General features: G+C 69.3%; 15 protein-coding genes and 2 pseudogenes. 12 read left to right on the top strand and 5 right to left on the bottom strand.

Features of this window, described 5'->3' with window-relative positions; all coding sequences use genetic code 11:
* The first annotated feature begins 8 nt into the window (after nucleotides 1–8).
* The 3 genes from D476_RS0114835 to D476_RS35660 all read left to right on the top strand — a co-directional run bounded on the left by D476_RS0114835 (nucleotide 9) and on the right by D476_RS35660 (nucleotide 2,806).
* On the top strand, nucleotides 9–1,292 hold the full coding sequence (locus D476_RS0114835; protein ID WP_017624724.1) for a glycosyltransferase family 4 protein: 1,284 nt from the start codon (nucleotides 9–11) through the stop codon (nucleotides 1,290–1,292).
* Between the two features lie 85 nt (nucleotides 1,293–1,377).
* Nucleotides 1,378–2,220, top strand: coding sequence for a 5'-3' exonuclease (locus tag D476_RS0114840; RefSeq protein ID WP_017624725.1), 843 nt, complete (start codon nucleotides 1,378–1,380; stop codon nucleotides 2,218–2,220).
* Between the two features lie 370 nt (nucleotides 2,221–2,590).
* Nucleotides 2,591–2,806, top strand: a complete 216-nt coding sequence (locus D476_RS35660; RefSeq protein WP_017624727.1) for a hypothetical protein — start codon at nucleotides 2,591–2,593, stop codon at nucleotides 2,804–2,806.
* On the opposite strand, the gene D476_RS0114855 is transcribed toward D476_RS35660, so the two are convergent.
* Together D476_RS0114855 and D476_RS0114860 are read right to left on the bottom strand one after the other, a co-directional pair.
* Entirely contained in the window at nucleotides 2,797–3,549 is a 753-nt protein-coding gene (locus D476_RS0114855) for a 5-formyltetrahydrofolate cyclo-ligase (RefSeq protein WP_017624728.1), read from the bottom strand. The two genes, D476_RS35660 and D476_RS0114855, sit on opposite strands and share 10 nt — an antisense overlap.
* Complete coding sequence (locus D476_RS0114860) at nucleotides 3,546–4,712, bottom strand: helix-turn-helix domain-containing protein (RefSeq protein ID WP_017624729.1); 1,167 nt, start codon at nucleotides 4,710–4,712, stop codon at nucleotides 3,546–3,548. The genes D476_RS0114855 and D476_RS0114860 overlap by 4 nt, the downstream gene beginning before the upstream one ends.
* A gap of 449 nt (nucleotides 4,713–5,161) precedes the next feature.
* On the opposite strand from D476_RS0114860, the gene D476_RS0114865 reads away from it, so the two are divergent.
* The 6 genes and pseudogenes from D476_RS0114865 to D476_RS33395 all read left to right on the top strand — a co-directional run bounded on the left by D476_RS0114865 (nucleotide 5,162) and on the right by D476_RS33395 (nucleotide 11,759).
* The gene (locus tag D476_RS0114865) at nucleotides 5,162–5,683 is read left to right on the top strand and encodes a hypothetical protein (RefSeq protein ID WP_152529352.1); all 522 of its coding nucleotides are present in this window, start codon (nucleotides 5,162–5,164) and stop codon (nucleotides 5,681–5,683) included.
* Between the two features lie 395 nt (nucleotides 5,684–6,078).
* Complete coding sequence (locus D476_RS0114870) at nucleotides 6,079–6,474, top strand: hypothetical protein (RefSeq protein WP_239648716.1); 396 nt, start codon at nucleotides 6,079–6,081, stop codon at nucleotides 6,472–6,474.
* A 170-nt stretch (nucleotides 6,475–6,644) separates the two neighbouring features.
* On the top strand, nucleotides 6,645–9,149 hold the full coding sequence (locus D476_RS0114875) for an OmpA family protein (protein WP_020380458.1): 2,505 nt from the start codon (nucleotides 6,645–6,647) through the stop codon (nucleotides 9,147–9,149).
* A 395-nt stretch (nucleotides 9,150–9,544) separates the two neighbouring features.
* Nucleotides 9,545–10,012 (top strand): annotated as a pseudogene (locus D476_RS37455) (transposase).
* Nucleotides 10,009–10,131: a hypothetical protein gene (locus D476_RS39760; protein WP_275041554.1), complete on the top strand. Its 123-nt coding sequence runs from the start codon at nucleotides 10,009–10,011 to the stop codon at nucleotides 10,129–10,131. Before D476_RS37455 ends, D476_RS39760 begins: the two are co-directional and overlap by 4 nt.
* Nucleotides 10,132–10,148: 17 nt before the next feature.
* A complete protein-coding gene (locus D476_RS33395; RefSeq protein WP_152529354.1) occupies nucleotides 10,149–11,759 on the top strand; it encodes a P-loop ATPase, Sll1717 family in 1,611 nt (536 codons plus the stop codon).
* A gap of 404 nt (nucleotides 11,760–12,163) precedes the next feature.
* On the opposite strand, the gene D476_RS0114890 is transcribed toward D476_RS33395, so the two are convergent.
* A complete protein-coding gene (locus tag D476_RS0114890; protein ID WP_017624734.1) occupies nucleotides 12,164–13,138 on the bottom strand; it encodes a helix-turn-helix transcriptional regulator in 975 nt (324 codons plus the stop codon).
* Nucleotides 13,139–13,267: 129 nt separating this feature from the next.
* On the opposite strand from D476_RS0114890, the gene D476_RS39065 reads away from it, so the two are divergent.
* A complete protein-coding gene (locus D476_RS39065; protein WP_083939525.1) occupies nucleotides 13,268–13,669 on the top strand; it encodes a RidA family protein in 402 nt (133 codons plus the stop codon).
* Between the two features lie 113 nt (nucleotides 13,670–13,782).
* On the opposite strand, the pseudogene D476_RS39070 reads toward D476_RS39065, so the two are convergent.
* A pseudogene (locus tag D476_RS39070) lies at nucleotides 13,783–14,190 on the bottom strand (serine/threonine-protein kinase); the annotation flags it as partial.
* Between the two features lie 295 nt (nucleotides 14,191–14,485).
* Between D476_RS39070 and D476_RS0114900 the strand changes: the two are divergent.
* The gene (locus D476_RS0114900) at nucleotides 14,486–15,997 is read left to right on the top strand and encodes a tryptophan 7-halogenase (protein WP_017624736.1); all 1,512 of its coding nucleotides are present in this window, start codon (nucleotides 14,486–14,488) and stop codon (nucleotides 15,995–15,997) included.
* Between the two features lie 87 nt (nucleotides 15,998–16,084).
* On the opposite strand, the gene D476_RS0114905 is transcribed toward D476_RS0114900, so the two are convergent.
* The gene (locus tag D476_RS0114905) at nucleotides 16,085–16,747 is read right to left on the bottom strand and encodes a TetR/AcrR family transcriptional regulator (protein ID WP_017624737.1); all 663 of its coding nucleotides are present in this window, start codon (nucleotides 16,745–16,747) and stop codon (nucleotides 16,085–16,087) included.
* 143 nt (nucleotides 16,748–16,890) lie between these two features.
* Here D476_RS0114905 and D476_RS0114910 point away from each other — a divergent pair.
* Nucleotides 16,891–17,763: DHA2 family efflux MFS transporter permease subunit (locus tag D476_RS0114910; protein WP_017624738.1), on the top strand; the 873-nt coding region annotated here is incomplete at its 3' end.

A 17,763-nucleotide genomic window follows, 5' to 3' on the forward strand; every position in this document is an offset into this window, starting at 1 on the left:
CGACGAGAGTGCGAAACCGGGCCTTGCTCTACTGCACCTTCAACGGCGTCTTCAACTGCACGAACGGGATCGGCCGGCAGACCCGAGCACTGCTGTCCGCGTGGACCGAGCGGACAAGCGAGCTGTTCACCGCCTCCGTCCCATTCGACCTGCACGTGGCCGTCCCCGCCCCCGACCGGCGGATGTGGGGGTATGACCCCACACTCCTGGAAGAGTCGCGGAGCGTGCTCGGCGGCAACCTGCACTGGCTTGACCACGACCCGGCCAGTGAATTTTGGGCGCTTTCCACCTGGGAGCGCCTCTCCAGAGGAGCCGCTGAACTCGCCACCCGGCTTGCGGGCACCTACGACGACGTGTTGGCCGTCGCTGTGGACACGCCCTTCGCGCACACCGGCGCCCGGCTTCCGAGCACCGACCTTCCCCCGGCTCGACGTGTCCGCGTACTGCTCGCCCTGTACGGGACGCAGATCCTTCACCGCACTGCCGACCCGGGCCGAACCGATTGGGAACGCGAGGCGGTTTCCAGCACCCGCGATCCCCGGGTCCGCGTCGGGCACGTCGGAGACTTCTTCACCCGCCACCTCATCGAGGAGTACGGGGTGGACGCCGAACACACCGTCCCCTACCGGACCAGCCTGGACCTGAAAGCCGACGACCTCAGCCCGATGGCCCCCGGTCATGCGGCCCATGTCCTCGAAGCCCACGGAGTTCCACAAGAGCGTCCGATCATCGCGGCGATCGGGCGCACGGACCCCGTCAAGGGCATCGACCTACTGCTCGACGCCATGGCCCCCATCGCCGACCGGGCACACCTGGCGGTGATCGCCGCCGGCTCACCGGGCACCGGCCACCTGCTCGACCAGTACAGAGAGCGCATCCGTCGCAACCACCTGGACGCGACCCTCGTCCCGTACTTCACACGAGACCTCCCCAGGGCGCTGTGCAGCGCCGCGAACACCCGCGCGCTGGTCTGCCCCTCCCGCGCGGAGACACTGGCGAACGTCCCCTTTGAAGCCGCCTGCTGGGCGCGGGACGGCGGCCCCGTCGTCATCGCTCCGGGCCGTCACGGATTCATCGAGCAGATCGTGGACGGTACGACCGGAGTCCTCTACGCAGCGGACGACCCCACAGCGATGACCAAAGCCATCACCGCCGTGCTCGACTGCGGAGACGAGGAGCGGGCCCGGATGCGCAGTGCCGCACACGCAAAGACGGCAGCCGAACGAGACATCGTGGACAACCTGGGGGCGACACTGCGCCACTACTGGGAATCCCCGGCCGCACTGCGCTAGCCTGGCGCTCTCACCTCCGCAGGTGGGACCCGATCGCCCCGGTCAACAGGCGCACGCATCACTCCGCTCCTACCTCAGGGACGCCATGCCTGCTGCACCGGTCCTCCTCGTCGACGGCCACCATCTTCTCTACCGGGCCGCGTTCGGCTTTCCCGCGCGCATCACCTCCCGCAAGGGACACGACCTCACGGGAACCTTCGGTTTCCTCGCTCTTCTGCGCAAGGCCCACCGCACCTACGCCCACGACCACCAAGTCGTCGTCGCCTTCGACGGCGAGTACGGAAGCGCGCAGCGCGCCTCGGCCGACCCGAATTACAAGGCCGACCGGGCCGAGGCCGACCACAGTCCCGTCGCTTTCCTCGCCGACATCAAGAGGGGCCTGGAGGAAGTCGGCGTCGCCTGGACTGAGATCGACACTGCCGAAGGCGACGACGTCCTCGCCACTCTGACCAGGCAGGCGTGCGAAGCCGACCGGGCCGTACTGGTCATGTCCGGGGACAAGGACCTCTATCAGTTGCTGGCCTTTCCCCGGACCCGCCTGCTGAACACCGCGTCGTCCGCCGCACGGCGCTTCGTGTCGGCCGCTGACGTGGTCGACCGGCACGGCGTCCGCCCCCACCAGTGGCCGGACTACCGAGCGCTCACAGGGGATCCCGCCGACAGCATCCCGGGAATCCGCGGTGTCGGCCCCGCCACCGCTGGACGGCTCCTGGCCGGCGGCCTCGCGCTCGAAGACCTCCCTGCCTCCGGTCGGCTAGCAGGGAAGTCAGGAGAGCGTGTGGGCGTCCATCTCGCAGACGCCCTCGCCTGGCGAGAACTGATCCGCCTCGACCACAAGGTGGACGGCTGTCAGCTCCCCGGCTCAGCCGACCCGACCCCCGAGCTGCCGACTGCGGCCACCGTCCTCGAACGGCTCCGGCTGTGGTGACCTGGCAGGCCTATCCGGCTGACCTGGGCACCGTTCTTGGTTCGACTGCGTTCGCCTTCGTCGATGTTGAGTTCACGACCTTGGACGAGCGGTACCGCCGCCCATGGGAGATCGCAGTCATCCATTACTCCGACGGGCGGCGCGAAGAGCACCGGTGGCTGATCGCCGACGTGGACCTCGCAGGTGCGGACGAGGAAGCTCTGGCTGTTGGGGGTTCCATGAGCGCCACCCGCGAGCGACCGCGCGGGCGTCCACGGACGATGCCCGGGTCCAGACCGAGGCGGAGACCGCAGCCGAACTCGTAGGCCTGCTTGAAGACGTCCGGTGGGTGGGTGTCGTGCCTGAGGCGGATGCATCGACCATCACGGCGATGCTTCGACGCCATGGGCTTGAGCCGACATGGCACTACCAGCTGGTCGACGCGGCGGTCTATGCCGCGGGGGTCATGCGGACACTGCCGCCGCGCAGTTCGTGGGCGGTCTCCGAGAGCATCGGCGTAGCGGCGCACGGCCGCCGTCTGCATCACGCACTGGAGGACGCCCGCTGGGCCCACGACCTCTTCATGGCGGCGCTGGCCTACCGCTGAACCCCGCGTTGAGCCGGGGCGGATTCGGCAAGGACCGGGATGGCGGCGATCTTGTCGTCGGTCAGGTTCTCCCAGACCACTCCGGCGGGGCGCTGTCTCCTCGGGCAGGGGATCAGCTCCTCGGGGGTGACGATGAGGTCCACGGCGAAGTCGTGCGCACTCTCGGGGATGTCGTCGTCCACGACCTGGAGCCCGTGTACCGGGGCGACGATCGTGGTGGCGTCGGTGATGAGCCCGGCCTCGATGAGGAGGGCGACTTCGAGGTCGGAGTAGCCGGCGCCCTTGCCGATGCGCGCACCTGACCGGTTGACGGCCACGCTGCCGCACACCACGAGGTCGATCGGCCGCATCTGAGCGGCGCCGACCCTCTTGCCCGCGCGGGCCGCGCCTTCCTTGTCGGCGGCTTCGGGGAGGGGAACCGTGATGGCGTCCGGATCGAGCTCGTAGAACGGGCGCGGGTCGGCCATTCGCGGAATGGCCATGTACAGGTGCTTGCGGTCCTCCAGGGCCCGGGCGCGAACGGGGAGCTGGGCCCAGTCCGGGTTGGCCTTGACGGTGCGGGCCCGGTGCCAGGCGTCGGTGGCGGCGAGTCGCTCTGCGGTCGCCTCGGCCCCGTAGAAGCCGGGGATGGTGCCGTACGAACCCTCAGGGACAGCCCGCTTCTGTTCGAGTAGGCGCCACACCTTGTCGCGGAGAGCCTGCTTGGCCGCGTCGACGCCGTCCATCTGCCCGCCACCGCTCATGTCGCCTCCATCAAGGAGAAAAGCCTGTCGTGCACATCCTGCACCCACGGCTCGTGGCGCCACCTGCGGAGGGTCCGCCCGGCGGTGAAGGCGATGTTGAGCCCTCCACCGCCCCGGGTCTGCTCGACCTCGTCGAGCGCGTGGTGGAGGACGTCGACGCCTTCGTCGGCTCTGCCCTGACCGATCAGCGCTAGGGAGAGGTTGCCGAGGACGATCGCCTGGCTCTTCTTGCGTGCTCGCAGCTCCGAGGCGGCCGCCTGAAGGGAGGCTTCAGCGCGGCCCATCAGACCGAGGGAGAGATAGCAGGACCCTGCGAGCCGGTCGTACTCTCCGCGGGTGAAGTATGCAGTGGCCGGGTCGTCGTCGTTCTTCCGCTGGAGAAGCGCCTCGGCCTGCCCGAGGGCCGCTTCGCAGGAGCCCTGGTTCTGCGCCATGGCGCCGCCCTCTGCCACGTGGAGTTGCGCGAGGCCGGATAGGGATGGGCTCTTGGCGTGCGCCATGTCGGAAGCCACCTGGGCGAGTCCGGCACCGCGGATGGGGTCCTTTTCGCCGTAGAGCGACAGGTAGCTCTTGCGGAGAAGCGAGTACGCGGCCAGGTGTGCGTCCTCGGCGCGGTTCGCGGCCTGCGTCGCCTGGTCGAGGTAGGCCGCGGCGGATGAGTGGTCGCGCCGCTGGCTCACATCCCACACGAGCTGGGCCATGACGATGGAGGACTGGGCCTCGACCTGCGCCAAAGCGGACTGCTTGGCGTGGGTTGTGGTGTGAGATCGGAGGTGGGTGATCTGGGCATGGACCTGCCCGGCGCTTCCGATGAGGGCCGCCGACGGCAAGGCGTCATAGCGACTGTCCAGCTCCGACACCAGTTCGCGCAGTTCCTCGATAACTTCCGAGTCCGTGCGCGACGGATGCCTCAAGGCGAATGCGAGGCGGTCGCTTTTCGCATCCTTCAGGTCATTGTCGGCCTGGAGAAGGGATTCCAGCTCCTCGGGCTCGATACCGAGGGTGCGGGCCAGCCGGGGGCGTTGCCATGGCTGTGGGGTGGTGTCACCCGCTTCCCAGCGCACGACGGTCGACCGTTCAACCCCGAGGCGCTCGGCGAGGTCCTCTTGGGTAAGGCCGACCGATCTACGGCACCGGGCGAACCTGACTCGCTTGCCAGCCACGTGAGGCGCTCCATGCAGCTCGGGGTTGCTTGAGGCCGTTCCCCGATGGGCAGCGAGGATGACGCTGTCTCCTCAGCCGTTCCCGAGGGTGGTCCCTCCATCCTTCGCCGCTTCCAGGGAACTTGTCCAGAACGAAGTCCGGAGAACCTTCGAGTTGGGGGCATAGGCGCTCTTCGGGGGCTGCTTCAAGGGGACCGCGAGGAAGCCCCCGAGGTTCTTTGCCTGGGGCACTGCGGGCAGAGCAGGCGTTCCTGGAGTGCCGGGTATGTCGGATTGGCGCGTCGTCGGTACTGGTCAGAGTGTTGGACATGAACCTTCCGTGGTGTAGGCGACAGTTTTCGTCGCTGTGAGTTACCGGATTCCTGTTGTGCGGGCTGTGGGGCGTGGTTAGAGTCATCTCCGTTTTCGGAGAGTAATCGTTTGATTGCTTAATGGAATGAGGGGTGGTCGTGCGTCCAGCCGTCGTATTCGTCGTCGGGGGCATTGTGGTGCTGGCGGGGTGTACCTCGTCGCAGTCCGCCGAGAAGCCGGAGGTTGAACCGTCCGCGAGCGCACCGGATACCTCCGGAGCCGAGGAGCGGGCCCTGGAGGCCTACGAGGGGATGATGCAGGCGCTGGTCGACGGTTCGCACGAAGGGGCGACGGAGAGCTCTGAGATCGACTGGTACGCCAAGGGGCAGGCGGCCGAGCTGACGCAGGAGATGCTGACCGGGGTCGAGGCCACCGGCGAGCCGGTGTTCGCCCCCGAGGTCGACAAGGTCGACCTGGATGCCGACCCGCCGACCGTCACCATCGAGGACTGCATCGACGACAACGAGTGGCGGATCGTCGAAGAGGACCTCGACTCGCTGAAGGGGGACCTGGAGGACGGTGAAGGACCCCGTCCGGCAACTGCGAAGGTCACGGAGGAGGCGGGGTCCTGGCGGGTGGCGAAGCTCTGGTTCGGTGAGTACGGCGAATGCGAGCAGTAGGAACACTCATGGGCGCGGCCGTGCTGGCCTCCGGCCTTGCCGTCATCGCCGCTCCGAGTGCGAGTGCGGGTGGGGACAAGTGCCTCGGGGAGGCGCGCTGCTCAGGGCCCTCGTGCAGCGTGGTCGCCAGCTCAAAGCAGGAGCCAGAGCGGTCTCCGAAGTCCTCGCGTGATGAGAGGAGCGGGGCGCCCGGTACGGCGGCGGCCGTGCCTGGCACCGTGTGCGACGGCGCCCTTGGCGGAACGGGGCGGTGCTGGACCACTCTTCGCCAGCCCGGCGGCGGCGATGCCCCGCAGGTCGACTTCTCCGCACTGGCTGAGGAGGCCAGGGCTCAGCTGGTGCTGCCGCGGCCGGCAGTGGGAGGGGCCCCGCCGCTCGGGGGTGAGGGGTACCAGGTGGTGCAGTTTCCGACCTGGCTGTGGATCGACCGGGACCAGTGGGAGCCGCGAACCGCCCGTGCGGAGGTCGGCGGCGGTTCGGTCGAGGTGACCGCCAGCCCGGACGAGGTGGTCTGGGACATGGGCGACGGGAACACGGTGCGCTGCTCGGGGCCGGGAACGGCTTTCCGTCAGGGGGTGCATGAGCCGGGTTCGCGCTCGCCGGACTGCGGCCACGTCTACACCTCCTCGTCGAAGAACCGGTCCGGGCGCGATCGGGTGGAGGCCCGGATGGTGTGGCAGGTGGAGTGGTCGGCCACCGACGGGCAGGGCGGGGCCATGGAGCCGATGGAGACCTCGGCCGGCAGGACGGTCGAGGTGGTGGAGGTCCACTCGCTGGTGACCGAGGGCTGAGCCCCGAACCGCCCGTCGACGAGAAGCCGAAACGGAGCGGCGAAAGAAGTTGAGGCCAGCTGTGGTCCTTCCGCTGGGTGGCGGAAGGACCCAGGCCCGCGATTTCGCCAGCGCCACTTCCGTCCAGGACTGACACCCGCCCCGCCCGCAGCCCGCCTTGTTGGGGAGTGATGATGCGTCCGATCCGCGACATCTGCGCCGCCGCCGCTGGGGCCGCCTTCTTCCTCGGCGCCCCGGTCCTGCTGCTGCACATCGGGTCGCCCTTGCAGGGCAGCGGCCTGACCTGGCCGGTTCTGCTCATGTACCTGCGCGGTTTGACCCTGCCCGTTCCGGTGGTCATGGCGGGCCTGGTGGCGGCCGCCTGGGCGGCCTGGGGCGCCTTCGCCGCCGTGCTGGTTGGCGACCTTGTGCGGGTGGTGCGTGGGGCCGCGCCGCGCCTGGCGCTCCTGCGCCTTGTGGCGGCGCTGTTGGCCGCGAGCGGGACCGCCACCGGCCTCGCCGCCCCCGTCCTCGCCGCTCCGGCCGAACCTGCGGTCGACAACGGTCAGGCCGCAGGGGAGCAGAACAGCGCGCAACACGCGACCGAGGATGAGGACCTGCCCGGCGGCGGGGAAGCCCCGGTGGAGGCGGCTGCTCCGGTCGAGCGCACCAGGGCCGTGTCCGGGTTCGCCCTGGACTCGGCCGAGCTGGACGGGCCGATGCGCCACAGCCTGGACGATGCCGCCGAGCTGATCACCGCGATGGGCGCTGAGCAGGTGCATATCACCGGCCACACCGACCCCACCGGGCCCCACGGGCACAACCAGGAGCTGTCCCAGCGCCGGGCTCAGGCCGCAGCCGACCGCCTGCGCGATCTTCTCGGTGAGGACTTCCAGGTCACCGCGAAGGGCATGGCCGAAGGGCAGGAGCGGGCCGATGGCAGCCGGGACCACGCCGACCTGCGCCGCATCGAGATCACCTACACCCTCCTGCCGCCCGACAGGCCCGAGGCCGAAACCGTGCCACCAGCACCCGCTCCGGACCAGAGGCAGCAGCCTGCGTCCCCTGGAGGCGTCGAAGAAGAACGGTCAGGCGGGAACGGGGCGATCCCCGTCGGCGCGGCGGCCGTGGCCGGTGCCGCGGCAGGGTTCGCCCTGGGCAGGCGCACCAAGAGTAACCAGGCCGGTGACGGTCGACGTGGGGCTCCCCAAACGCGTGACGAAGAGGGAGCTGCGGCGGACACAGGACACGAGGACGACGAAGCGCCCGGGGGCACCGCCGAGCTGGAGGAGAGGACACCGGACGCCGTTCAGCCCGAGGGCATACTCGACTTCGGCGGCGGTGTGAAGGTCGACGCGTCCCAGGGGGTGACCGTCACCGGGTCGCACGCCCCCGGCATCGTCGCCCGCCTGCTGGACGAAGTGCGGAGCGATGCCTCGGCGCGTGCCGTGGCCACCCGTGCCGCGCTCACCCGCCTCGGCCACGCCGAAGGCGCAGAACCACCAGGAGTGCGTGTGGCTGCCACGAGTCAGGCGGCACTCGTGCGCGCCGAGGCCCACATGCTCGCCGCCCACCGCGAAGGCAGTAGCCCCAGGCGGGTGCTCGTCATCCTGGACGACCCCGCTGAGGCCGCCGACCGCCTGAAGAACGCACTCACCGCTCCGGGCCCGGGGCGGCTCCAGGCGGTCGCCCTGAAACAGGGCCTGGGAAGCGGTGTGCATCTTCACGCCGACGAGCACGGCACCCGCTTGATCGATGCCGAAGGCGAGGAACACCGTCTCGAAGCCACGCCCGTGTACGCCGCACCGCCCCCACCCCCGCCCCTGGCCGAGGCCCCGGTGCCCGACGACGCCGGTCAAAGCACCGGCACACCGGACTCCTCAGAGTCCACCGGCAGCCCGAGGCCGGTGCAGCTCCGCCTGTTCGCCCCGCACCTGGCCGTCGAGGCCGGCGGGACCGACGTCGCCGAGCGCATGCGCTCCTCGGCCCGCGTGCTGCTGGCGCTGCTGGCCATACGCCCCCAGGGCGTGCGCGCCGAAGAGGTCGACGACCTGCTCGCCCCGCAGCTCGATGCGGCCAAGGCCCGGACCCACCGCAACAACGCGATGAGCAGCGCCCGCACAGCCGTGCGCAAGGCCCTGGGCGACGAGAAGGCCGCCGTCATCGAATACGACTCCGCGCAAGCCCGCTACCGGCTGCAAGAAGAGCTCTTCGACGCCGACCTGTGGCGCTTCGACGAGGCCCTGCGCGAGGCAGGAAGCGACACCGAGTCCGCTGCGGTTCATTGGAAGGCAGCGGCGGATGAATACACCTGCGACCTGCTCTACGAGATCGCCGAGCCCTGGGTGGAGACCGAGCGCCACCACCGCAGTCAGCAAGCCGTGGACGCGCTCATCCGACTCGCCGAAGAAGAGGAAACACAGAAGGGCATCGATCTCCTCGAGCGCGCATGCGGTATCGACCGGCACAACGAAGTCGTCCACCGAATGCTGGTGGAAAAGCAGGCCGAATGCGGAGAACCCCACTCGGCCCACCGCACCTACAGCCGCTTCGTCCGGAACCTGTGCGAGATCAACACCGCACCATCGGCGGACTTCCGCTCCTACATCGAAGAGATCACCTCGGCCACCCCGATCCGCGCGGCCAAGAACCCCCAAGGCCGGTCCGCGGTTGGTGCGAGGAGGGGCGCACGATAGGCGCCTGCTTTACCGCCTGATCGACGCGTGATAGACGCCTGCTTTGCCGCCTGGTGGGCGCCTGATAGGGGCCTGGTTATAACCAGGCGCCCAGAGTGCGCCAATCAGGCCCTATATCAGCGCAGGTCAGGGCGCAATCGGTGGCGGCGCGCGGCTGGGCCGACTCTACACCGTAGGTGTAGTCCCTCCTCCGTGGGCGGGCCGCCGCACCGGCCCGAAGACCCTGCCGCGTCCCTGGGGTTCTGCGATTCCAGCGCGGCCTGCCTCACTTCCTGTCTTCCATACTTCTCCATACTCTAATGACTCTTCTATTAGAGAATTCACCATATTCATTCTCTACGGAGCCTGTCAGGCGCCGATGATCACCCGCGCATGACGCCGCCTGAGAAGTTGGGTTGTTTCCTTCTCGCGCGAGGGCGCCCCTATGCGCGTGCAGCGAAGAGCGCCTGTGGGAACTCTTCCAGCGCGTGGTTCCTGATGCGCCTACCCGCCCGCAGGGCGGGGGCCGACGCAGATACGGCGACCGCGAGGTGCTGGCCGCGATCATCTTCGTGGCCACCACCGGCTGCACCTGGGCCCAGCTCCCGCCGGTCTTCGGCCCCTCGGGGCTCCCCGCGCCCCGGCGCTTCACCGAATGGAGCCGCGCCCGCGCCTAGCCAAGCTCCACCGCCTGGTCCTGGACGTTCGCCCACCGCATCGCCCGCAAGGACCTCCCAGCGCTTGGGGTGGCACCGGTGGCAGGTCGAGTGGACCATGGCCTGGCCGGTTGGATGCCGAAGACCGCACCGCCGCTACAAGCGCAGGGCACCCACTTCCCCGCCTTCGCCTGCACACTGATCTGCCACCGCAGACTCACTAAATGAGAGTGGTCGCCCCTGTGCGGGTCCGGGCGGTTCAGCCTGCGTCGGGCTTCCCCGCAGAGCTGGTCTGCCTGACCACCGTCACCCCCACCACGCGCAGGCCGTCGAACCGCCTGGCCTGAAAGTAGACCGCCTTTTTGTGCTGCAACTGACGACGCTGCACTGCGTCTGGCCGGTAGCCTTGCCCAAGGCAACTGCCGCTGTGGAGGGGATGGTCGCCATCAAGGAGAAGGTGCTAAAGGAGCTGACCTTCGGTGCCCGGGTGGCGGAGGAGGAGGCCAGCGAGCTGGCCTCGTACTTCGTGGAGACCGAGCAGTGGAACCAGGTCTGGCAGGACGAGGTCGACATCGTCTACGGGTCGAAGGGCTCGGGTAAGAGCGCGATCTACGCCACTATCACAGCCCGCGAGTCGCAGCTGTTTGACCGAAACATCCTGATAAGCCCTGCGGAGTCGCCTCAGGGATCGCCTGCATTCGCCACACTTGACGCCAACACCATTATTGATGAGGATCAATTCGTCGGGCTTTGGAAGCTTTACTTCTTGGCGGTGATCGCTGACACCTTTGCGGATTACGACTTGCGCAGCCCTGCGGCAAGGTCGGTAGTTCGGACGTTAACAGATGCCGGGATGGTGCCGGGGCGCAACGTGTCGCTCCGGCAGAAGCTAGCTAACGCTGCGGACTATGTGCGCAGGATGTTCAGCGAAATCGAGCCCAGCGTCTCAGTAGCCGGGGTCGTAGATGTCAGCACCCGCATCCGGTTCACCGAACCGGACAATACGCAGCGCTCCAATGGGGCGGTTTACGTCGACGATCTACTTGACACGGCGGGACGGGCGCTAGAGGGTGAGGGGCTGAAGCTGTGGTTGCTACTGGACCGGCTGGACGTGGCATTCGCTGGTAAGCCAAATCTGGAGCGGCAGGCACTGCGAGCCCTGTTCAAAGTCTACCTAGACATTAGAAGCATTGATCGGATCCGGCTAAAAATCTTCCTGCGCAGCGACATTTGGAAAGCTATTACTGCTGGTGGGTTTCGCGAGGCCAGCCACATTGCGCGGGAGCTTACGTTGAGCTGGGGAAGGGCAGCGCTGCTACAGCTGGTCACGCAGCGCATGGTTCGCAATAAAGCGCTGCGTGACTTCTACGGCGTGCCGTACGAGGATGTCGCCTCGGTCGCCGGGCAGGAGGATCTCTTTCAAAGGGTGTACCCCGAGCAGGTTGAAAACGGTCCGAACAAGCCGAAGACATTCGACTGGTGCCTGACGCGGACCAGTGACGGCACCAAGCGCACCGCGCCTCGGGAGCTCATTCACTTGCTCACCGAGGCTCGGGGCGTCCAGCTGCGACGTCAGGAAGTAGGCGAGGACGAGCCAGCTGGGGAGGCCCTGTTTGACGGTAGCTCCCTCAAGGGTGCACTGCCGGCGGTCTCCGAAACTCGGCTGAACAAGACCCTCTACGCCGAGCACCCGGATCTCAAGCAGTACATGTTGGCACTGGAGGGCCACAAAACCAATCACAGCATACAAAGCCTCGCTGCGATCTGGGAGGTGCCGCCGGACGAGGCGAAGGCAGCTGCTCTTCGGTTGGTAGACATCGGCTTTTTCGAAAGGCGTGCGCAGATGCAGTTCTGGGTACCCTTTCTCTACCGGCCAGCTCTAAATCTGGTGCAGGGAAGCGCCGAAGGTATCAATAGCTCCGGTGATACCCCGCCCGCGCTCGCCGGGGAAGACTCTCCCGCAGACAAGGATTAGGGGATCGTAACTCCCCTTAATTCATGGGCGCGCCCGGCCTGACTTCGTGATCTCGGGTAGTCCAGGGTCGGAACAGTGAGCTTCTTCGATCTAGCCACCAATCAGGTGCTCGAGCGCGAAGATTCTGGGTTGGGTGCGCCGAGGGTGATCAGCCCGTTGGTCCGGGAACGGCTCCGTGTTCGCTCGGGTGCGGTGGACGGGGGCGGGATCATGCGGGCCTGCGCGGCACGGGTGGCGCTGCCCAGTGGGAGGAAATGGGCGATAGCGGTACACGGCAGTCGTGCCCGGTAGGTATCGAGGGAACTCTTAATCAGCGGGTTTGGGGTTCGAGTCCCTGATGGCGCACAAGAGAAACCCCAGGTCAGACCGGCTTTAGCGCCGGTCCGGCCCTGGGGTTTCGTCGTTCACCGAGGGCCCTCGTAGCGGGCGGCGATCGCGGCGGCGCGGGCGTGCAGGGCATCACGCAACCACTGCGGGGCCAGGGCCTCGGCGTCCGTGCCCAGGCGCCATAGCGCCCACTCGGCGTGGCGGCGGTCCTGGAAGACCGCTGCAAGGCGGAGGCGGCCGTCACCGGCGGTTTCTTCGCCGCGGACGGCCAGCGCCGTGTCCGCGAGGTCGCCGTAGCGCTCGGAGGCGAGCGCCAGTCGAACGGTGACCTGGTCGCCACCGGTCCGGAACCGGGCGGCGCGCTCCTGCCAGAGCCGGTCCAGGTCGACCTGGCCGGGGCGCTGGGCGGGCTCGTCGGTCTCTTCGGCGGCGGTGATCCTCGACAGGCGGTAGGTGCGGTCCTCGCCGGACCGCGTTGCCAGCAGGTAGCCCTGGCCGCGCACGTCGACGAGGCCGATCGGGTCCACCGTCCGCCATCCGGCGGGCCGACCGGCGGCCGTGTAGCGGATGCGCAGCCGGTGTCCGGACAGCACCGCGCGCCGGACCGCGTCCGCGACGGCGGCGGGCACCTCGTCGGCGGCGGCACGGCGCGACAGCAGGTCGGTGTCCGGGTCGACGAGCAGCCGACCGGCCGAGCCCGTCGCGGCGGCACGGTCCCCCTCGGGAAGCGCGTCGACCACCTTCCGCATGGCCGACGCCAGCGCCGGGCCCAGGCCGAACACCGCCGCGCCGCGCCGCGACCCGGCGACGAGCAGGGCCAGCGCCTCGTCCCGGTTCAGTCCGGCCAGCTCGGTCCGGAAGCCGGGCAGCAGTGCGAAACCCCCGTGCCGCCCGCGTTCGGCGTAGACCGGGACGCCCGCCGCGGACAGCGCCTCGATATCGCGCAGCACGGTGCGGGTGGACACCTCCAGCTCCCGGGCCAGCGCGGACGCGGACATCCGCCCCTTGTGGCGGAGCAGGAGCACAAGGGATACCAGCCGGTCGGCGCGCATGCGCCGACCCTACTGGAATACACGACACAGGATGTCGTGGTTTCTTGGCAGGCTCGTCTCCGCGAAGCCGGGGACGCCCGGGCGATGGTCGCCTGATGCGTGAATTCCCTTGGAAGGAATGGAGATGGAATGGCTGTCGAGAGAAGTGCCGTCAATCCCGTGGAATGGTCGCTGCGGTTCGGGTTCAACCAGGGCGAGGTCGTCTCCGGAGGCACTCGGACCCTCTACTGTGCCGGTCAGGCGGCGACGAACGCCGAGGGAGAGCCGCAGCACGAAGGGGATATGGGCGCGCAGCTGGAACTGAGCCTGGACAACCTGGAGGCTGTTCTCCGCGAGGCCGGCATGTCGCTCGCGAACCTCGTCCGGCTCAACGTCTACACCACCGACGTCGACCTGCTGACGCGCAACTACGGTGTACTCGCGTCGCGGCTGACCGCCGCGGGCGTGCGGCCGCCGAGCACACTTCTCGGAGTGGAACGGCTCGCCTTTCCCGCGATGATGGTCGAACTCGAAGGCACCGCCGTGGCGTAAGGCCGCTGCGAGTTCGACGTGGCCGTGGCCGAGGGCGTCCGCACGGGCCTGCTCGGGGGAGGGAAGCCGGGCGTGCCGATGACGGTGCGTGTGTGGGTCGTGGTGGCGCCGTCCAGAGCGCGGGCGATGCCGAAATCGATGACGCGGGGCCCGTCGTGGGCCAGGATCACGTTGGCCGGCTTGAGGTCGCGGTGGACCAGTCCGCACTGGTGGATGGCGGAGAGCCCTTCGGCGAGTCCGGCGCCGAGCACCGCGACCGACTGCAGGGGGAGCGCCCCGTGCATCCGGAGGGCCTCCTGCAGGGAGGGGCCCGGGATATAGGCGGTGGCCCGCCAGGGGTGATCGGCGGTGGTGTCGGAGTCGACGAGCTGGGCGGTGGAGAACCCGCCGACCCTGCTCGCGGCCTCGACCTCGGCGGCGAACCGCTCGCGGAAATCCGGATCGGCGGCCAGCTCGGGGCGCACCACCTTGACGGCCACGGTGCGTCCGCCGGGGGAGCGGCCGAGGTGGACCTGGCCCATCCCGCCTTCGCCGAGGCGGTCGACCAGACGGTAGGGGCCTACGCGGCCGAGCGGGACCGTGGGGGAGCCGGTCACGGGACCTCCGTCCGTCCGAAGTGGAAGGTCAAGCCATGATGCCACTCCTCCGGAGTCGGCGACCAGGTGTCCGCGGATGTCTGCTCCGGTCACCTCCCGACTCGGCGCCGCCGACCCTTGACCCGGGGTACCCTGCCGTAAGAACTTAGGTTAGCTTTGCCTTATCGGCAGTCCGCGCGGCCGACCCTCCCTGCACTCCGTCATGAGACGAGGACCCCACATGCCCGTCCGGGAAGTCGAGGAACGCGAAGAGTTCGACGTGGCGGTGGTCGGCGGCGGCCCCGCCGGATCCACGGCGGCCACCCTCATCGCCCAGCGCGGCCACCGCGTCGCCCTCCTGGAGCGCGAGCGCTTCCCCCGCTACCAGATCGGCGAATCCCTGCTCCCGGCCACCGTGCACGGGGTGTGCCGCCTGCTGGGGGTGTCCGACGACATCGAGGCCGCGGGCTTCCAGGTCAAGCGCGGAGGCAGCTTCCGCTGGGGCACCGCCCCCGACCCGTGGAACTTCCTGTTCGCGCTCTCCCCGCAGCTGTCCGGGCCGACCTCCTACGCCTACCAGGTCGACCGGATGACCTTCGACGACATCCTGCTCAAGAACGCCGCCCGGCACGGGGTCGACGTGCGCGAGGAGTCCACCGCCCTGGAGGCCCTCCGCGGCCCCGACCGGGTGGAGGGCGTGCGCTACACCGGCCCCGACGGCGCCGTGCGCGAGATCGCCGCCCGCCACGTCCTGGACGCCTCCGGCGGCTCCGGGCGGCTGAGCCGCGCCGTGGGCGGCGAGCGGACCTACTCCGAGTTCTTCCGCAACCTCGCCGTATTCGGCTACTTCGAGGGCGGCGGGCGCCTCCCCGGGCCCGACCGCGGCAACATCCTGTGCGCCGCCTTCGACGAGGGCTGGCTCTGGTACATCCCGCTCAGCGACACCCTCACCAGCGTCGGCGCCGTCCTCCACCGGGACCGGGCCGCCCGCATCCAGGCCGACCGGGAGGGCGCCCTGCTCGACGCCATCGACCGGTGCGACATCGTGCGCGAGTACCTGTCCGGGGCCACCCGGGTCACCGAGGGCACCTACGGCGAGATCCGCGTCCGCAAGGACTACTCCTACGCCAACACCCGCTTCTGGGCCCCCGGGATGGCGCTGATCGGCGACGCCGCCTGCTTCATCGACCCGGTCTTCTCCACCGGCGTGCACCTGGCGACCTACGCCGGACTGCTGGCCGCCCGCTCCGTCAACGCGGTCCTGTCCGGCGAGCTGGACGAGGCCCGCGCCTTCGGCGAGTTCGAGGCGCGCTACCGCCGCGAGTACGCGGTCTTCTACGAGTTCCTCTCCGCCTTCTACGACATGGACCAGCAGGAGGACTCCTACTTCTGGAAGGCCCGCAAGGTCACCGGATCCGAGAACCTCACCTCCATGGAGGCGTTCACGACCCTGGTCGGCGGCGTGTTCTCCGGCGAGCGCGCACTGGTGGACGCCTCCTCGGTCGCCGAGCGGTTCTCCACCTCCTCGGCCGACCTGGCCGAGGCCGTCGCGCGCACCGGTCCGGCGCAGACCCGCAGCGGGGAGCGGATGAACAACCTCTTCGGCGCCCCCGTGGTGAGCGAGGTGATGCAGGAGATGAACAGCATCCAGCGGCGCGGCGTGGCCGGACCCGGAACCGGGGAGGCGCCGCTCATCGAAGGCGGCCTCGTCCCCTCCGCCGACGGTCTGGGCTGGACCGAGCCCGACGCCTGACCCCGGGCCCGATCCCCGGCGGCACGCAGGGGGACCCCGGGCCGGAACCGCGGCGAAGCGGTTCCGGCCCGGGGTCTCGCCTGTGGGTCACCCGGGGTCCCGTGGCCCGTAGGCGAGCAGGAAGGTGTCGACGGCGGCTTCGGCGACCGAGCGCAGCTCCTCGTCGGCGACCGGCCGGGTTCCGAGGGCGGAGCGCAGCTCCATCGGGCCGGTGAGCAGCGCGAGGAACTGCTCGCTCGCGCGCTCGACGTCGGTGGTCTCCAGCCGCTTGGCGAGGGCGAGCCGGGCGAGCCGGTCGGCCAGGGCGTCCTGGACGCGCTGGGCCCCCACGCGCTGGATCTCCTCCAGGAGCTCCGGGAAGCGGGGGGCCTCCGCGCTGAGGAGGCGGCGCAGCGCCTGCGACTCCTGGCACACGTGGCTCCGCAGGAGCCGCAGCCCCGTCTCCTCCAGGGCCGGACGCATGTCGTCCCCGGGGGTGCGCAGCGGCTCCAGCGCGCTCAGCGATCGGTCGGCCGTGTGCTCCACGGCGGCCTTCATGGCCTCCCGGAAGAGGGTCTCCTTGTCGCCGAGGCGGTTGTAGATCGTGGGTTTGGCGACGGCGGCCTCATCGGCGATCTCCCGCACACAGGACTGGCCGTAGCCGTCCCGGGCGAAGGTGCGGAACGCGGCCTCCAGGATGGCCCGCCGCTTGTCGGCGTGCCCGCGGGGTTCGCCGCGGCCTCCCGCCTCAGGGGTCTTGGCTCTGCTCACAGCGGCATCCTACCGGGTGTCCTGGAAGCATGAACCGAGCGGTTCAATATTTTTGATTCCATGGTTGCGAGTCGGGTGTGGCGCGCCGTACCTTGAACCGGCCGGTTCAAATATTTATAACGCTGGTATCCCTTGGGGAGGCCATGACCGACGTCGGAAGCGACCGTCTGGACGGTGCGCTGCTGCGGCTGATCGGCGTGACCCTGCTGGGCGGGATCATGGGGATCCTCGACAGCACGATGGTCACCGTCGCGGCCGAGGCGCTCTCCACGGAGTTCGACCGCTCACTGAGCATCATCGCCTGGGCCACGACCGGCTACCTGCTCGCGCTCACCGTCACCATTCCGGTCACCGGCTGGGCCGTCCGCCGCTTCGGCGTCAAGAGGCTCTGGCTGTTCGGGCTCGTCCTGTTCATAGGGGCCTCGCTCGCCTCGGCCCTGTCCTGGAGCGTGGAGAGCCTCATCGTCTTCCGGGTCGTGCAGGGCATCGGCGCGGGAATCCTCGACCCCCTGGTCCTGGTGATCCTGGCGCGGGCCGCCGGACCGAACCGCGCGGGCCGGGTCATGGGCATGATGGGGGTCGTGCTGTCCCTGGGCCCGGTCCTGGGACCCGTGCTGGGCGGGCTGCTGCTGGACTCCTTCGGGTGGCGCTCGATGTTCTTCATCAACATCCCCATCGGCGTCCTCGCCCTGCTTCTCGCGCTGAGGGTGATCCCGGCGGACGCCCCCGAGGAGCGCAGTGCCGGGCTGCCCCTGGACATCCTGGGCTTCGCGCTGATGGCCCCGGGGCTGGCCGCGCTCGTCCTCGCGCTGACCGAGGCCGGGGAGCGCGGGGCGTTCGCGACGCCCACGGTCCTCGTCCCGCTCGTCCTGGGGGTCGGGCTCCTCGCCGCCTACGTCCTGCGCGCGCTCCGGCTCCGCGCCACCGAGCCGCTGATCGACGTACGGCTGTTCGCCGGCCGGAGCTTCGCCGCCAGCGTCACGGTCCAGGGGCTGGGGGGGGGGGGCACGTTCGCC

Origin of the sequence: Nocardiopsis chromatogenes YIM 90109 (assembly GCF_000341185.1) — a bacterium.
Lineage (GTDB): Bacteria > Actinomycetota > Actinomycetes > Streptosporangiales > Streptosporangiaceae > Nocardiopsis_A > Nocardiopsis_A chromatogenes.

What these genes read in the sequence shown, in the direction of transcription:
- D476_RS39065 (WP_083939525.1), top strand. Translation starts at nt 13,268, where the DNA reads ATGGCTGTCGAGAGAAGTGCCGTCAATCCCGTGGAATGGTCGCTGCGG.
- D476_RS0114890 (WP_017624734.1), bottom strand. Translation starts at nt 13,138, where the DNA reads ATGCGCGCCGACCGGCTGGTATCCCTTGTGCTCCTGCTCCGCCACAAG.
- D476_RS35660 (WP_017624727.1), top strand. Translation starts at nt 2,591, where the DNA reads ATGCTTCGACGCCATGGGCTTGAGCCGACATGGCACTACCAGCTGGTC.
- D476_RS0114900 (WP_017624736.1), top strand. Translation starts at nt 14,486, where the DNA reads ATGCCCGTCCGGGAAGTCGAGGAACGCGAAGAGTTCGACGTGGCGGTG.
- D476_RS0114875 (WP_020380458.1), top strand. Translation starts at nt 6,645, where the DNA reads ATGATGCGTCCGATCCGCGACATCTGCGCCGCCGCCGCTGGGGCCGCC.
- D476_RS0114840 (WP_017624725.1), top strand. Translation starts at nt 1,378, where the DNA reads ATGCCTGCTGCACCGGTCCTCCTCGTCGACGGCCACCATCTTCTCTAC.
- D476_RS0114855 (WP_017624728.1), bottom strand. Translation starts at nt 3,549, where the DNA reads ATGAGCGGTGGCGGGCAGATGGACGGCGTCGACGCGGCCAAGCAGGCT.
- D476_RS39760 (WP_275041554.1), top strand. Translation starts at nt 10,009, where the DNA reads ATGAGAGTGGTCGCCCCTGTGCGGGTCCGGGCGGTTCAGCCTGCGTCG.